The sequence below is a fragment of the Thiocapsa sp. genome (assembly GCF_018399035.1).
Taxonomy (GTDB): domain Bacteria; phylum Pseudomonadota; class Gammaproteobacteria; order Chromatiales; family Chromatiaceae; genus Thiocapsa.
Genome location: NZ_CP073760.1, coordinates 1,103,837 through 1,115,931 on the forward strand (window position 1 = coordinate 1,103,837; position 12,095 = coordinate 1,115,931).

Below are 12,095 nucleotides of genomic sequence, written 5' to 3' on the forward strand. Positions count from 1 at the left end.
TATTCGGAAAAGGTTAGTGTAGCCTTGACACCCTTCGGTTGTCTCACTAATATTCGCGCCTTGCTACGGGGACGGCCTTCTTCAAGACATCCCCGGAACCTCATGCCGAGGTGGCGGAACTGGTAGACGCGCATGGTTCAGGTCCATGTGGGCGAAAGCTCGTGGAGGTTCGAGTCCTCTCCTCGGCACCATCTCATTTCGAATGAGGCTCACCCCGAGTCACGGGAAACCGAGCCGCAGACGTGCCGGAATCGATCGCGGCAAAGCCCGTAGACTCCCTCCCGCAGCCAACTGATGCCTCGGTGCGACATCGGCTTAGTGCTTTCGGATGACCGACTTCCTCACCTTCGAAACGATGATCAGCCGCCAGGCGCTGCTGGTGTTCTACTATCTGGGCGCCGTCGTCATGCCCGTCGCGGCCTGGCTTATGGCGCTGTACCTGATGCGCCGCTTCGAGCCGGTGGGCGATGCGTATCGCGCCGGTCTGGGTCTTCTAGCCGCCACCGCGCGACTGCGTTGGCGCGTGCTCGGAATCCTGCTGTTCGTCGCCGCGTTCCTCTTCATGGAGCTGATGTGGCGCATCATGTTCGAGTATCTGATCGCCTTTATGCAGATGCGAGACGCCTTGGTCAGGGGTTGAGGCCGCCGATCAGTCCGCGATCGGCCGAACCCCATCGAAATCTTCCACGACCGGGTGCTCGCCGAAGGGGCCGGTGACGCCTTCGCGGCGCAAGGCGGTCGTCGCCATCCCGGCATCCCGCGCGGCATCCAGCTCCTCTCGGATATCCGAAAGAAAGAGAATCTCTCCGGCCGACAGACCCGTCTCGGAGGCGATGGCACGGTAGGATTCGCGCTCGCGCTTCCCGCCGATGCGCGTATCGAAGAAGCCGGAGAAGACCGGCGTGAGGTCGCCGTAGTCGGTGTGTCCGAACAGCAGCTTCTGGGCATGCACCGAGCCCGAGGAATAGACATAGAGCCGCAGGCCGGCGCCGTGCCAGGCGCGCAGGCGGCGGGCGGCATCCTCGTAGACGTGGCCCCGAAAGTCGCCGCGGGCGTAACCCTCCTCCCAGATGAGACCCTGCAATGCCTTGAGCGGCGTGATCTTGCGATCGGTCGCGATCCAATCGAGCATCGCGGCGATCAGCGCGTCCTCGTCCATCGCTCCGCCCGCGACGGCGCCCGCGTCCTCGAGCAGCGCCGCCACTTGCGGATCCTCGCAATGCGCCCGCACGAAGTCGGGCAGACGCTCCGCCGCGTAGGGAAAGAGGACGTCCTTGACGAACGCGAGGCTCGAGGTCGTGCCCTCGATGTCGGTGAGGATCGCCTTGACCATGGGGTTGGATTACTCGAAGCGTGGAAAGCGCGACGCGATGTCGCTGCCGGTGAAGTTGGCGACCCAACCCGCGGGGTTGGTGAAGAGGCGGATCGCGGTGAAATGCGGGCGCGGACCCATGTCGAACCAGTGGGTCGTGCCGTCGGGGACGCTGATGAGATCGCCCTGCTCGCAGATTACGGCGTAGACCCGACCGTTGGTGTGCAGATAGAACAGACCGCTGCCCTCGACGAAGAAGCGCACCTCGAACTCGCTGTGGGTGTGCTCGTTGAGGAACTTCGCGCGCAGGGCCTCGCGATCGGGGTGGTCCGGCGTCATGCGCAGCACGTCGACCGCGCCGAAGCCGTAGTCGGTCATGAGACGGTCGATATCGCCGCGGTAGGCGGCGATGACGTCGTCCGGTGTCGCATCCGCCGCCAGGACGCGATCGGCCTGCCAGCGCTCGAAGATGACGCCGAGGGCGCCGAGCTCGCGCCGAATGTCGGCGAAGTCGTGGAAGACCACCTCGGGGACGGGGCGGTCTTCGGCGTGAACGCGCAGCTCGCTCATCGGGCCATGCTCCTCGTGAGGGTTTCGCATTCGAGCAGGAACTCGAACGCCTCGATCCGCCGACGCGCGTCGGCGACGTTGCTGCCCCAGGTATAGAGGCCGTGACCGGCAATCAAGTAGCCGGGCAGTTCCGGCGTGCGCTTCAGCGCCCGCTCCACCTCGACCGCCAGACGGGCGATGTCCTGGTCGTTGGGAAAGACGGGCAGCGCGAGCCGGGTCTCGTGCGTCTCGATCCCGGGCAATGCCTTCAAGACCTCGTAGTCGGAGAGCGTCAGGGTGGCGCCGGCCAGGCGCGAGAGCACGGTGGCGTTGACCGAATGGGTGTGCAGCACCGCGCCGATGCTCTGATCACGGCGATACAGCATGAGATGGAGCTCGGTCTCGGCGGACGGACGGCATCCCTCGGTCAGGATGCTGCCGTCGAGATCCATCGCCATGATCCCGCTTGCGTCGAGCGCGCCCTTGTGACGCCCCGACACGGTGATGGCGATGCGGCTCGCATCCAGACGCGCGGAGAGGTTGCCGGAGGTCGCCGGCAGCCATCCGCGTGAAAAACAAAAGTGCCCGACGCCGATCAGCTCGGCGGCGCGCTGTTTGAAGACCTCGGGATCGACCATCTCGGTTCTGCCGGGGAAAACCGCAATCTAAGGCAGAATCGGGATGAGGTCCAATCCTCGCGGCACGACCGACTCGGAAGGCCGGGCGGAAATCCCTTCCCGCCGTGTGCGGCTACCAGCTCAACACCACGAAGCGCTGCATATCGTCTTTGCGGACCAGCAGCAGGACGCGACCGCTCTCGCGACCCGCCGTCACGGCTTGCTGAAAGTCCGCGACGCTCTTCACCCAGGCGCGGTTGACCTGCAGGATCAAGGTGCCCGGCTCGATGCCGGCCGCAGCGGCGATGGATCCGGCTTTCACCTCGGTGACCAGAACACCCTCGCCGGGCTGACCGCCGAACTGCTCGGCAAGCTGCGGCGTCAGGGTCTGGAGGGTGAGCCCCAGCTCCGCGCTGGTTTGGGTCGGGGAGGAGGATGCAAGCGCATCGGCATTCAGCGTCCCGATGGTGACACCGAGGGTTTGGCGCTGACCCTCGCGCACGATGGTGAGCTCCTGGCTGCTCCCGGGCGGGGTCAGTGCGACGCGGTTTCGGAAGTTGCCGACATCGGTTACGGGCTCTCCGCGATAGGCCACGATGACGTCGCCCTGGCGCAGGCCGGCCTTCCCGGCGGGACTGTCTTCCGTGACTTGGGCGATCAGAATCCCCTCGCCCTGCTGCATCCCGAAGGATTCGGCCAGGTCCGCGGTCAGCGGCTGGATCACGATGCCGAGGAATCCGCGCGTCACCTCGCCCTGCTCGATCAATTGGTTGGCAATGGCGTTGGCGAGATTGATCGGGATGGCAAAACCCACGCCCATATAGCCGCCGCTGCGACTGAAGATGGCGGTGTTCATGCCCACGACGGCGCCGTCGAGATTCACGAGCGGCCCGCCGGAATTGCCCGGGTTGATGGCGGCGTCGGTCTGGATGAAGTCCTCGTAGTCGTTGATGCCCAGACTGGTGCGTCCGGTGGCACTGACCACGCCGACCGTCAGGGTGTGACTCAGCCCGAAGGGATTGCCGATCGCGACCACCCACTCGCCGACCTCGAGCTTCGCCGAGTCGGCCATCGCGAGTGCCGGCAGGCCGCCGGTCTTGATCTCGATGACGGCCACGTCGGACTGAGGGTCGCGCCCGGTCACCTCGGCATCGAATTCACGCCCGTCCTGAAAGGTGACGCGGATGCGCTCGGCGTCCTCGACGACGTGATTGTTGGTCATGATGTAGGTCTTGTCGGCGAGCAGACCCGTCTGCGCGGCGAACACGAAGCCTGAACCCTGTCCCATCGCGCGTCGCTCGCTGCGCGGTGCTTGGGGCGCTTGGCCACGCGGGATTCCCGGAAAGCCCTCGCCGAAGAAGCGTTTTAAGAACTCGTCGCCGAAGGGAAGTGCATCGCCGAAGGGTGTCGAGAGCGGGGCTTGTGCGGTCGTCGCGCGCTGGCCCTCGACGCGGATAAAGACCACGGACGGGGACACCGCTCGCCCGACCGAGGCGAACGCCTTGCCGGTCTCGCGCAGACTCTCGACACCGCCGTCCAACGCCTGCGCGGGAGCGGAGAGCACCGCAGCCGCAAGCACAGCCGCAATCAAAACATGCCTTTTCATCGTTGCCTCCAATGGATTGACCTGGTCAATCGAATTCGCCCGGTCGAGCGCACTTGCCGCGGCATCGCTCGCCACGGATCCAGCGACGGTGGATCGGTCGCGCTTCAACGCGCGATGGCCTGCGAGCTCAGGACTCGGCCCAGCCGCGCCATCGGTAGACCCACCATCCGACATACTCCTTCAGGGCGCGCGTGCTGTCGGACAAGGCTTCCGCGTCCGGGAGCCAGCGGATGAGATGAGCCGGCTCGGGCATCACCTCGAAATCGGTCGGCGCCGGCACCGCATCGATCCCGACCGCGCGAAAGGTCGCCAAGGCACGCGGCATGTGCAACGCCGAGGTCACCAGCAGGACGCGATCGATGCCCTTCGCGCTCAGGATTTCGGCGGTATAGAGCGCGTTCTCGCGGGTGTTTCGGCTGCGCCCCTCCAGCAGGATCGCATCCCGCGGCACGCCCAGATCGGCCAGGAAACGCAGCATCGCATCGGCCTCGCTGAGACGCTCGCCCGCCCACGGCATGGCGCCGCCCGAGACGATGACGCGCCGCGCCTTCCCCGCATGATGGATCCGCGCCGCATGCCAAACCCGGTCCGAGGCCCGTCCGAGATCCGGATCCGGCCAATCGAGCGGGCCTCCGCGGATACCGCCGCCGAGGACGACCACGGCATCCGCCGCGGGCAAGGCGCCGACCGGCTCACGCGCGAACCGACCTTCCAGTGACAGGCGCAACCCGTCCGAGACGATGGGTATCGACCAGAAACCGAGCCAAAGGATCCCGACCGTCAAGGCCAGGAGTCCGGATCGACGCCAGCCCGCCATCAGAAGCGCGAGCGCCAGCACCGCCAGGGCAATCGAGAGCCCGAGCGGATAGGCCAGTTGACTGAGCAGCTTATCGAGGTAAAGCATTGGGATCGATGGCTCGGATCGCGCGGATCCTACGGCCGATCCGGATCCGTGCTCGGGTGGCTAACCCAGATAGCCGGGAACGACGGCGTCCACATCGGTCGCCGGGATGCCGAGGCGAGCGAGTCCGTCCTCGCCACAAAGGCTGTCGATCTGAAGGGACAGATAATTGTCCGTACTGAAGGGTTTGCCCGGAAGCTTCTCGAAGATGCGCGCCTGAAACTGCGCGAGACGATCGCTCAGCGCGATCACCCGGACCTTGCGCCCGATGCAGCTGCCCGTATAGGTCAGGATATCGCGCAGGGCGAAGGTGCGCGGTCCGCACAGCGCATAGATCTGTCCTCGGCTTGCCGGGTCCTCGAGTGTGCGCAGCATGGCGCTCGCGACATCGCCGACATAGACCGGCGCGAATCGCGCGTCGGCACAGGCCAGCGGGAAGGGTCCCGGCAGCACCTGCAGCAGCGAGGCGAAGCGATTGAAGAGTCCGTCGCCCGGCCCGAAGATGACGGACGGACGAAACAGCGTCACCGCCAATCCCTGCTCGGCCGCGGCCAAGGCCACCGCCTCGCCCCTGCCCTTGCTGCGCAGATACTCGCTGGGACCTGCCGGGTCCGCATTCAAAGCACTCATGTGCAGGTAAGCGCCGACACCGGCGGCGAGCGCCGCGCGTGTCGTCGACTCGACCATCCCGACATGGGTCTGCTCGAAGGTACGCCCGCCCGTCTCGTTGAGGATGCCGACAAGATTCACCACGGCATCGCAACCGGCCATCGCGTTGCATAAACCGGTCTCGTCCCAGTGCTCGACCTGCACAACCTCGCAGCCCGGAACGAGCCGAAGGTGTCGGTGGCGATGAGGATGGCGCGTCGGCACACGGGTGCGATACCCCGCGCCCGAGAGTCGATTCAAGAGATGTCGACCGACGAAGCCGGTCCCCCCAATGACACAAATGCACGGATGTCTCATGATGTCGTCTTGACTCGTCTGGGGCGGCTCGGCGCCCGTGGTCGGGCTAAACCGCGCCCCGGTATGTTTTTTTGTCGATCCGAGGAGCGGCCGGCCGCGCGGCGACGTGCGGCCTTGGCGAAACGCGGTTTAGGAAACTGGAACAGTGCCATTCATCGTTCTTATGGATTTTGGATTGACTCCGCCGCGACCAAAACAAGCCCGATGGCCGAGGACGCTCGGGAAACACGACCGGGCGAGATTGGCACAGGTCGCGCGCGACATACAATAACGAGATCTTTCTTGCGCAGGCTCCGTGTCTCCGTGAGAGATTTTAGAACGGATCGGTGCTGAGGCGGCCGCCCTTCGGCTGTCCGGGCCTTCGATCGTTCAGGACCGAATCCAGTGCTTGAGCTCCTGGCCTATCTTCTCATCGGCGCCGCGTCCGGGATACTGGCAGGTCTCTTCGGGGTCGGGGGCGGCGTGATCGTCGTGCCGGCGCTGATCCTGCTGTTCGCGCAGATCGGCATGGTGTCGGAGTGGATCCCGCATCTTGCTGTCGGCAGCTCGCTCGCCGCCATCGTCGGAACAGGTGCCGCCTCGACCTATGCGCACCAAGGCCGCGGCGCGGTGCGCTGGGATCTGGTCGCACGACTGGCACCCGGCATCGTTCTCGGCGCTTGGCTGGGCGCCGCACTGGCGGGGATCATCCCCGAGCTCTGGCTGACCCGTCTCTTTGCCGCCTTTCTGACCTATGTCGGCATCCGCATGCTGGTCCCTCGAAAGATCCATCGCGAGCGCACCCTGCCCGGCCCCGGTGGGATGTGGGCCGCCGGCGGCGGCATCGGGACGCTCTCCGCGCTGGTCGGGATCGGCGGCGGTACCCTGACGGTGCCCTTTCTCGGCAACCGGGGGATCGACATGCGCACGGCCGTAGGCACCTCGGCCGCCTGCGGCCTGCCGATCGCACTCGCCGGCGCCATCGGCTTCATGGTGGTCGGCTGGGGCCGCGACGGACTGCCCGACGCGAGCACGGGCTTCGTCTATTGGCCGGCCGTCGGGGCGATCCTGCTCGCCAGTATGCCCACCGCGCCCTTGGGTGCAGCTTTGGCGCATCGGCTGCCGGTTGCACTCTTGAAGCGGTTGTTCGGGGTGTTTCTGCTCTTGATCGCCCTGCGCTTGGCCGATTAAACCGCGTCCGGTGCAACATGCAATGCTTGCGCGTGGGCTTTGCATCGTTTCGGCTCGCGGCGTCGGAGTCGACGCGGTTTAAGTTTTTTCGATATTTTCTGAACCGCGTCTTACCGAGGTCTTTTGCCTCCTCGGCGTGCCGATTCACGAAGACACGGAGGATATGCTCCGGACGCGGTTCAGCCGCCCTCGAGAACGAGGCGGCGATAGAGATAGATCTGGCCCTGGCGATCGCGCAGCACCAGGCGGCCTTGGTCCAGGGCATACTCGAACTCCTGACTGAAGTTTTCGCGCCGGTTGGTCAGCGCGACACGGTCTCCCTCGATGCGAATGTCCCCGTCGATGTAGCCGCTGAAGGGCGCGTAGATGCGATAGCGTCCGCCCTGCACGATCAGGAGTCCGTCGTCGCTGCCCTCCCAGATGCCCTCCAACGGACCCGCTGTCCAGGGCATCGCACCGGTCATGGCGCTGCCCGGATTAAAGCGCTCCATCATTTGGCCCATCTGACCCATCTGGCTCGTCGGATCCATCTGCGACCCGCCGGGGAACGGCATCGTGCCCGCGCCGGGAACGCCCGGCATGGCCCCGAACCCAGGGGGCCATCCGGACATGCCCATTGGATCGGGCACGCCGGGCGAGCCGCCGGACATGGCACCCCCGGCCGCGCCGAAGAGGCCCATCGCCTCCATCATGCGCACCATGGCGTCGGCCATGGCCGAGCGCGTGTCGGCGGCGACCGGGGGCACGACCGACACCAAGAGGCAGATCGCGATGAGCGCAAGAGCAGGACGGACGACGTTCGACATCAGTGTTTCGTTCAGGACCTGAAGAAGTCCGCGCCGGGCACGGGAGGAAGCCAATCGGACAGGCGTGTCGGGGCAAGACCCAGACGCTCGCCGTAGATGACCCGGTAGGCGAGAACACGCTCGACATAGCGACGCGTCTCGAGGAAGGGGATCGACAGGATCCACAGATCGGCCTCGAGACAGGCGTCCGGCAGCCAGCGAGCCACACGCGCCGGACCGGCATTATAGGCCGCCGTGGCCAAGGCGACGTGACCAAAACGATCGCGCATGCGCGTGAGGTAGGCACTGCCCAGCGTGATGTTGACCGAGGGGACGAGCAGATCCCAACGCGACGGCGGATCCAGGTCCAGCGTCTGTGCGACCTCCCGCGCCGTCCCGGGCAGGAGCTGCATCAGGCCGATCGCTCCGGCGTGGGAGGCCAGCGTCCGCGCAAACACACTCTCCTGTCGGATCACGGCAAAGACCCAATCCGGCTCCACACCCCGCTGCCAAGCCTGCTCCTCGACCAGGGCGCGATGCGGTACCGGGAAGCGCAGCTCCATGTCGTCCCAGTAGCCGGAGCGCGCCAGGGCCTGGACCGCCTGGTCGTGCCAGCCCATGACGTCGGCCACATAGGCGGCAGCCAGCAGATCCGGGCCGTTCAGATGCTCCATCAGCTCGCGCCACTCGCGGCGCATATCGGTCTCGCGGCCCAGTCGGCTGAGCTCGCGCATGCGTGCGAAGGTGGGGCTGGCCGCCATGGCGCGAATGCGTTGCGGCTCCGCGGGTGTCCCGGCATGGTCGAGCCGATAGGGCAGCCCCAGCCGGTCCGCCGCCAGGAAGGCCCACAGACTGCGCCCCTCGGCGGCTCGCGTCAGGGTGGCGTGCGCTGACTCGTCGCGGCCGAGCGCTGTCTGCGCGCGCCCTTGCCAGTAGAGCCAGCGATCACGCTTGACGGCGCCCTCGGGCATCCGAGCCACCCAGTCCGCAACCCGCTCCCAGTCGCGCAGGGCGACCGCGGCACGCAGACGAGCCTCTTGCTCGGTCATCGTCCCCTCGATCGCGCGCAGACCGTCCCAAACCGCAAGCCCGCGCGGATCCCCGGCACGCGTCAAGGCCTGTCCGATCGCCGCATGGGCGCGATCGGAGGCTGCGGCATCCGTGCGCAAAACGCCCTGGAAGGAGACCAAGGCGTCGGCCGCCGTCTCGGGCGATCGACGTGCCAGACCGACCAGACCATGGGCCAGGATCGCAGCCCGTTGCGGATGGCGTTCCTCGACGGAAGCCGGATCCAGGACCAGCGACGGATCCGCGTCGACCGCGCGCCACGCCGCATAGAGGTGCTTCTGCGAATCCGGGAGAAGCCCGCCCAGATAGCCGGCGACGCCGCGCTCGCCCGCCTCCATGGCCAAGCGGATGCGCTGCAGGATGCGCTCGGTGGTGAGGCCGCCGGCATCGCGCCAGGCGGCGAAGACGGGGTCGCAGGCGTCCGGCTGCGATCCGGCCGACAACCACAGCGGCTCGACCCGGGCCAGCGCCTCGTCGCGCCGCCCGGTCTCGAGGAGTGCGCGAAGGTAGAGACAGCGCCGCTCGGGTGCGCTGTCCGGCCGATAGATCCGTGCATACTCCGACCAACGCGCGGCCGCCGCGAGACGTGCCAGATAGGCGAGGCGCAGACGGGTGGCGAGCTGGGTCTGCGGAAAATCGCTCAGGAAGCGCTCGATCTCCTCATCCGACGTCGCCCCGAGATCCCGCGTCACGACGGCAAAGCGCAGGTAGGGAGACAGCGGATGATCGGCGAGACCTGCGGCGAGCCGCTCGAAGGTCTCGAGGTCATCGGCCTCGAGCGCGCGCTCGGCAGCCGTCAACGCTGGACGATCGTATGCGCTGGGCTGACCGAACAGGACGCACAAGACGAAGAACAGCGCCGTCGATGCTCGGCCTCGAAACACGGCCGACTCGGCGCGGACAGACGATGGACAGGTGAACATGGACGTTGGAAAGGTCCTGATGGAAAGATCCTGATACTCTTGCCGGCACACGCCGAGTCGGCGACACTTCGAGTCCTGACCCGTTCCGATCGTGGTCGCCGCCGGCCCGGTTGATAGGATAACGCCGATGCACCTTCGACACCCTTGCCTGGCCCTCATGGGCGCGGCCATTGCACTCTTGGGCTCTGCGCTCCTCTGCGCGGCCGCCGACACGCCCAAGCTCCAAGGCATCTACTCCAACATGGAGCCCTCGGTCGAGCAAGGGGAGCTGATCGGTATCGAGGTCTTCATCCTGCCTCACATTCGGGACGACGAGGTCGCCTACGTCGCCTTGATCCAGTTCTCCGATGGGCTGCCGACGCGACCGCAACTCGTCGACCTGGCGACTCGGGATGACGGCATCTCCTTCTCGGCTGTCCACCCCATCGAAGGGGAAATCGGATTCAAGGGGAGCATCGACATGGAAGGGCTTTCCGGACGCTTCGACACCTTGGGCGAGGTCTCTTTACCGCGCGGGGAGAGCATCTGGCAATGGGGCGCGAGCGGGCGTTGACTTGCCGGTGTCATCCGCAGCTTCCGACATTCAGTTTTTTATAGAGAGACGTCAATGAAGACACTCATCCTCGCCCTGATCTTTCTCTTGATCGGAAGCGCCGTCGGAGGGTTCCTCGCATTAGGCTTCGGTGCCGGATTGGGTGCCGCGAGCGGACTGGTGATCGGATCCCAGGCCGGTGCCTGCCTGGCGGTCGAGACGGCCGAAGAGTCCGGTCTGGTGACCGATCCCGCCCGGATCGACGCGCTGATCGTAGCCACGATCGCGAAGATCCGCGACAAAAGCGGCGCCGTCCCGGCCGAGGCCGGATTACAGTGGATCAGCAACGCCGCCGAATGCCGCGACATCATCCGACAGTTGGTCGAAGGCCCCGAGACCGTTGCTCAAGCGCCGGCCGCGCCGCGAGCGGATTGACCCGCACCGCGAACGAGTGAACGCGACTGCTCGAGGAACCCGGCGCAGCCGTCCGCCGACCGACACCAAAGATCGATTCACCGCAGCGTGCCGTCGGTCTCCTCCACCCGCCACAGCGTCGCGGCGCAGAACCCAAGCTCGAGACAGGCGGCCTTCGTTGCTTAACGATAGCGTTGCCGGGACAATTTCCTAGTTGCTAAGTTGGTTTTTAAACCGCCGTCCCCGGCTCGAGTCCGATTCAAACCTCGTGACCAGTTTCGTCCCCCGGTCGATCCGATGGAACGACCAGCCCGATCCTCGCGCCGGCAGCACCCTCGCTCTCACATGTCGGCTCCACCACGAGTCGTTTACCGTTGATCAGCGCATCCGTCACCTTGCGGCGCGCCTGCGCGAGGGTTCGCGAGAAGGTGGTCCGCGAGATGCCCATCCGCACCGCACACTCCTCCTGATACAAGCCTTCGAGGTCCGCAAGACGCAAGGCTTCCAGATCGTCGGCGCGCAGCGTCACAGTCTCCAAGCCCCGTCCCGGTCGACCACAGGGTTTGAAACAGAGAAAACCCGGATCGAATCCGATACAGCGGGCGCGTCGTTTTCGACCCGGCATCATGCCTCCGCAGGCTGAAGTGTTCCGATTCGCAAGCTCAGTAAAACGCACATATGTTCGTTTCACATTGACGTATATCAGGGTCGTGCACCGGGAGAACGCGGGAGAATGCCGATCACTCCGGCGAAGATGGCCTACCAGGCTGATTTCGAAAGATCATCTCGATGCAATAGACACTCGGCGATCCGTGCAGCCCTGTCCAAGGGCTCCCCGAGCGGATAAACACCCCCGACCGGAACAAGGAGAATACTCGCGATGAAAGTCGCCATCTCGATCGCCGGCGAGACGCCGGACGCGCCCTTCGACGCCCGCTTCGGGCGCGCGGAGTCCTTCTGCCTGGCGGAGACGGATACCGGCGCCTGGACACTCCATGCCAATCCGGCGCTGTCGGCGGCGGGTGGAGCGGGCGTGCTCGCCGCACAGTTCATCGCTCGGCTCGGCGCCCAGGCGGTCGTCAGCGGGGCGTATGGCCCCAAGGCGTATCGCACCCTGTCCGCGGCACACATCGATTGTTTCCTTGCTCCGGGCAATGAGGTGCGCAGCGCCGCCGAGATCCTGGACGCCTTCACCGCGGGAAGTCTGACCCCGGCCGATGGCGCCACGCATGGCGGCCACCACGGAGACTGA

The 12,095-nt window shown here is 66.0% G+C and carries 14 protein-coding genes and 1 tRNA gene; 6 read left to right on the top strand and 9 right to left on the bottom strand.

Going from position 1 to position 12,095, the window contains the following annotated elements:
* Nucleotides 1-104: 104 nt before the first annotated feature.
* Nucleotides 105-191 (top strand) — tRNA-Leu (locus KFB96_RS04995).
* A gap of 137 nt (nucleotides 192-328) precedes the next feature.
* Nucleotides 329-640 carry a DUF4282 domain-containing protein gene (locus tag KFB96_RS05000; protein WP_213459500.1) on the top strand — a complete coding sequence of 104 codons (312 nt, stop codon included), beginning with the start codon at nucleotides 329-331 and terminating at the stop codon, nucleotides 638-640.
* 9 nt (nucleotides 641-649) lie between these two features.
* Here KFB96_RS05000 and mtnC read toward each other — a convergent pair whose 3' ends face one another.
* From mtnC to KFB96_RS05030, 6 genes are all read right to left on the bottom strand, one after another.
* Entirely contained in the window at nucleotides 650-1,333 is a 684-nt protein-coding gene (gene mtnC, locus KFB96_RS05005; RefSeq protein ID WP_213459502.1) for an acireductone synthase, read from the bottom strand.
* A 9-nt stretch (nucleotides 1,334-1,342) separates the two neighbouring features.
* The gene (locus KFB96_RS05010) at nucleotides 1,343-1,882 is read right to left on the bottom strand and encodes a cupin (RefSeq protein WP_213459504.1); all 540 of its coding nucleotides are present in this window, start codon (nucleotides 1,880-1,882) and stop codon (nucleotides 1,343-1,345) included.
* On the bottom strand, nucleotides 1,879-2,499 hold the full coding sequence (locus KFB96_RS05015; protein WP_213459506.1) for a methylthioribulose 1-phosphate dehydratase: 621 nt from the start codon (nucleotides 2,497-2,499) through the stop codon (nucleotides 1,879-1,881). Before KFB96_RS05015 ends, KFB96_RS05010 begins: the two co-directional genes overlap by 4 nt.
* Nucleotides 2,500-2,611: 112 nt before the next feature.
* Entirely contained in the window at nucleotides 2,612-4,084 is a 1,473-nt protein-coding gene (locus KFB96_RS05020) for a Do family serine endopeptidase (protein ID WP_213459508.1), read from the bottom strand.
* A gap of 127 nt (nucleotides 4,085-4,211) precedes the next feature.
* Nucleotides 4,212-4,988 (bottom strand): YdcF family protein, encoded by a 777-nt coding sequence (locus KFB96_RS05025; RefSeq protein WP_213459510.1) that lies wholly within the window; start codon nucleotides 4,986-4,988, stop codon nucleotides 4,212-4,214.
* A 60-nt stretch (nucleotides 4,989-5,048) separates the two neighbouring features.
* Complete coding sequence (locus tag KFB96_RS05030) at nucleotides 5,049-5,951, bottom strand: complex I NDUFA9 subunit family protein (RefSeq protein WP_213459512.1); 903 nt, start codon at nucleotides 5,949-5,951, stop codon at nucleotides 5,049-5,051.
* A gap of 384 nt (nucleotides 5,952-6,335) precedes the next feature.
* Between KFB96_RS05030 and KFB96_RS05035 the strand changes: the two genes are divergently transcribed.
* Nucleotides 6,336-7,121, top strand: coding sequence for a sulfite exporter TauE/SafE family protein (locus KFB96_RS05035; protein ID WP_213459514.1), 786 nt, complete (start codon nucleotides 6,336-6,338; stop codon nucleotides 7,119-7,121).
* 179 nt (nucleotides 7,122-7,300) lie between these two features.
* Here the strand turns inward: KFB96_RS05035 and KFB96_RS05040 are convergent, their stop codons facing one another.
* Both KFB96_RS05040 and KFB96_RS05045 read right to left on the bottom strand, forming a co-directional pair.
* Nucleotides 7,301-7,927, bottom strand: coding sequence for a hypothetical protein (locus KFB96_RS05040; RefSeq protein WP_213459516.1), 627 nt, complete (start codon nucleotides 7,925-7,927; stop codon nucleotides 7,301-7,303).
* An 11-nt stretch (nucleotides 7,928-7,938) separates the two neighbouring features.
* Nucleotides 7,939-9,858 (bottom strand): transglycosylase SLT domain-containing protein, encoded by a 1,920-nt coding sequence (locus KFB96_RS05045; protein ID WP_300971316.1) that lies wholly within the window; start codon nucleotides 9,856-9,858, stop codon nucleotides 7,939-7,941.
* 166 nt (nucleotides 9,859-10,024) lie between these two features.
* Here KFB96_RS05045 and KFB96_RS05050 point away from each other — a divergent pair, with 166 nt between their 5' ends.
* Together KFB96_RS05050 and KFB96_RS05055 are read left to right on the top strand one after the other, a co-directional pair.
* Nucleotides 10,025-10,450 (top strand): hypothetical protein, encoded by a 426-nt coding sequence (locus KFB96_RS05050; RefSeq protein ID WP_213459520.1) that lies wholly within the window; start codon nucleotides 10,025-10,027, stop codon nucleotides 10,448-10,450.
* A gap of 54 nt (nucleotides 10,451-10,504) precedes the next feature.
* Entirely contained in the window at nucleotides 10,505-10,864 is a 360-nt protein-coding gene (locus tag KFB96_RS05055; RefSeq protein WP_213459522.1) for a hypothetical protein, read from the top strand.
* Between the two features lie 238 nt (nucleotides 10,865-11,102).
* Here KFB96_RS05055 and KFB96_RS05060 read toward each other — a convergent pair whose 3' ends face one another.
* Nucleotides 11,103-11,471 (bottom strand): DUF134 domain-containing protein, encoded by a 369-nt coding sequence (locus tag KFB96_RS05060; RefSeq protein WP_366931531.1) that lies wholly within the window; start codon nucleotides 11,469-11,471, stop codon nucleotides 11,103-11,105.
* Between the two features lie 252 nt (nucleotides 11,472-11,723).
* Between KFB96_RS05060 and KFB96_RS05065 the strand changes: the two genes are divergently transcribed.
* Nucleotides 11,724-12,095, top strand: a complete 372-nt coding sequence (locus tag KFB96_RS05065; RefSeq protein WP_213459526.1) for a NifB/NifX family molybdenum-iron cluster-binding protein — start codon at nucleotides 11,724-11,726, stop codon at nucleotides 12,093-12,095.

Excerpts from the sequence above, each read along its gene's own strand:
- KFB96_RS05020 (WP_213459508.1), bottom strand. The coding sequence starts at position 4,084 with ATGAAAAGGCATGTTTTGATTGCGGCTGTGCTTGCGGCTGCGGTGCTC.
- KFB96_RS05015 (WP_213459506.1), bottom strand. The coding sequence starts at position 2,499 with ATGGTCGATCCCGAGGTCTTCAAACAGCGCGCCGCCGAGCTGATCGGC.
- KFB96_RS05040 (WP_213459516.1), bottom strand. The coding sequence starts at position 7,927 with ATGTCGAACGTCGTCCGTCCTGCTCTTGCGCTCATCGCGATCTGCCTC.
- KFB96_RS05010 (WP_213459504.1), bottom strand. The coding sequence starts at position 1,882 with ATGAGCGAGCTGCGCGTTCACGCCGAAGACCGCCCCGTCCCCGAGGTG.
- KFB96_RS05000 (WP_213459500.1), top strand. The coding sequence starts at position 329 with ATGACCGACTTCCTCACCTTCGAAACGATGATCAGCCGCCAGGCGCTG.
- KFB96_RS05060 (WP_366931531.1), bottom strand. The coding sequence starts at position 11,471 with ATGATGCCGGGTCGAAAACGACGCGCCCGCTGTATCGGATTCGATCCG.
- mtnC (WP_213459502.1), bottom strand. The coding sequence starts at position 1,333 with ATGGTCAAGGCGATCCTCACCGACATCGAGGGCACGACCTCGAGCCTC.
- KFB96_RS05030 (WP_213459512.1), bottom strand. The coding sequence starts at position 5,951 with ATGAGACATCCGTGCATTTGTGTCATTGGGGGGACCGGCTTCGTCGGT.
- KFB96_RS05065 (WP_213459526.1), top strand. The coding sequence starts at position 11,724 with ATGAAAGTCGCCATCTCGATCGCCGGCGAGACGCCGGACGCGCCCTTC.
- KFB96_RS05025 (WP_213459510.1), bottom strand. The coding sequence starts at position 4,988 with ATGCTTTACCTCGATAAGCTGCTCAGTCAACTGGCCTATCCGCTCGGG.
- KFB96_RS05055 (WP_213459522.1), top strand. The coding sequence starts at position 10,505 with ATGAAGACACTCATCCTCGCCCTGATCTTTCTCTTGATCGGAAGCGCC.
- KFB96_RS05050 (WP_213459520.1), top strand. The coding sequence starts at position 10,025 with ATGCACCTTCGACACCCTTGCCTGGCCCTCATGGGCGCGGCCATTGCA.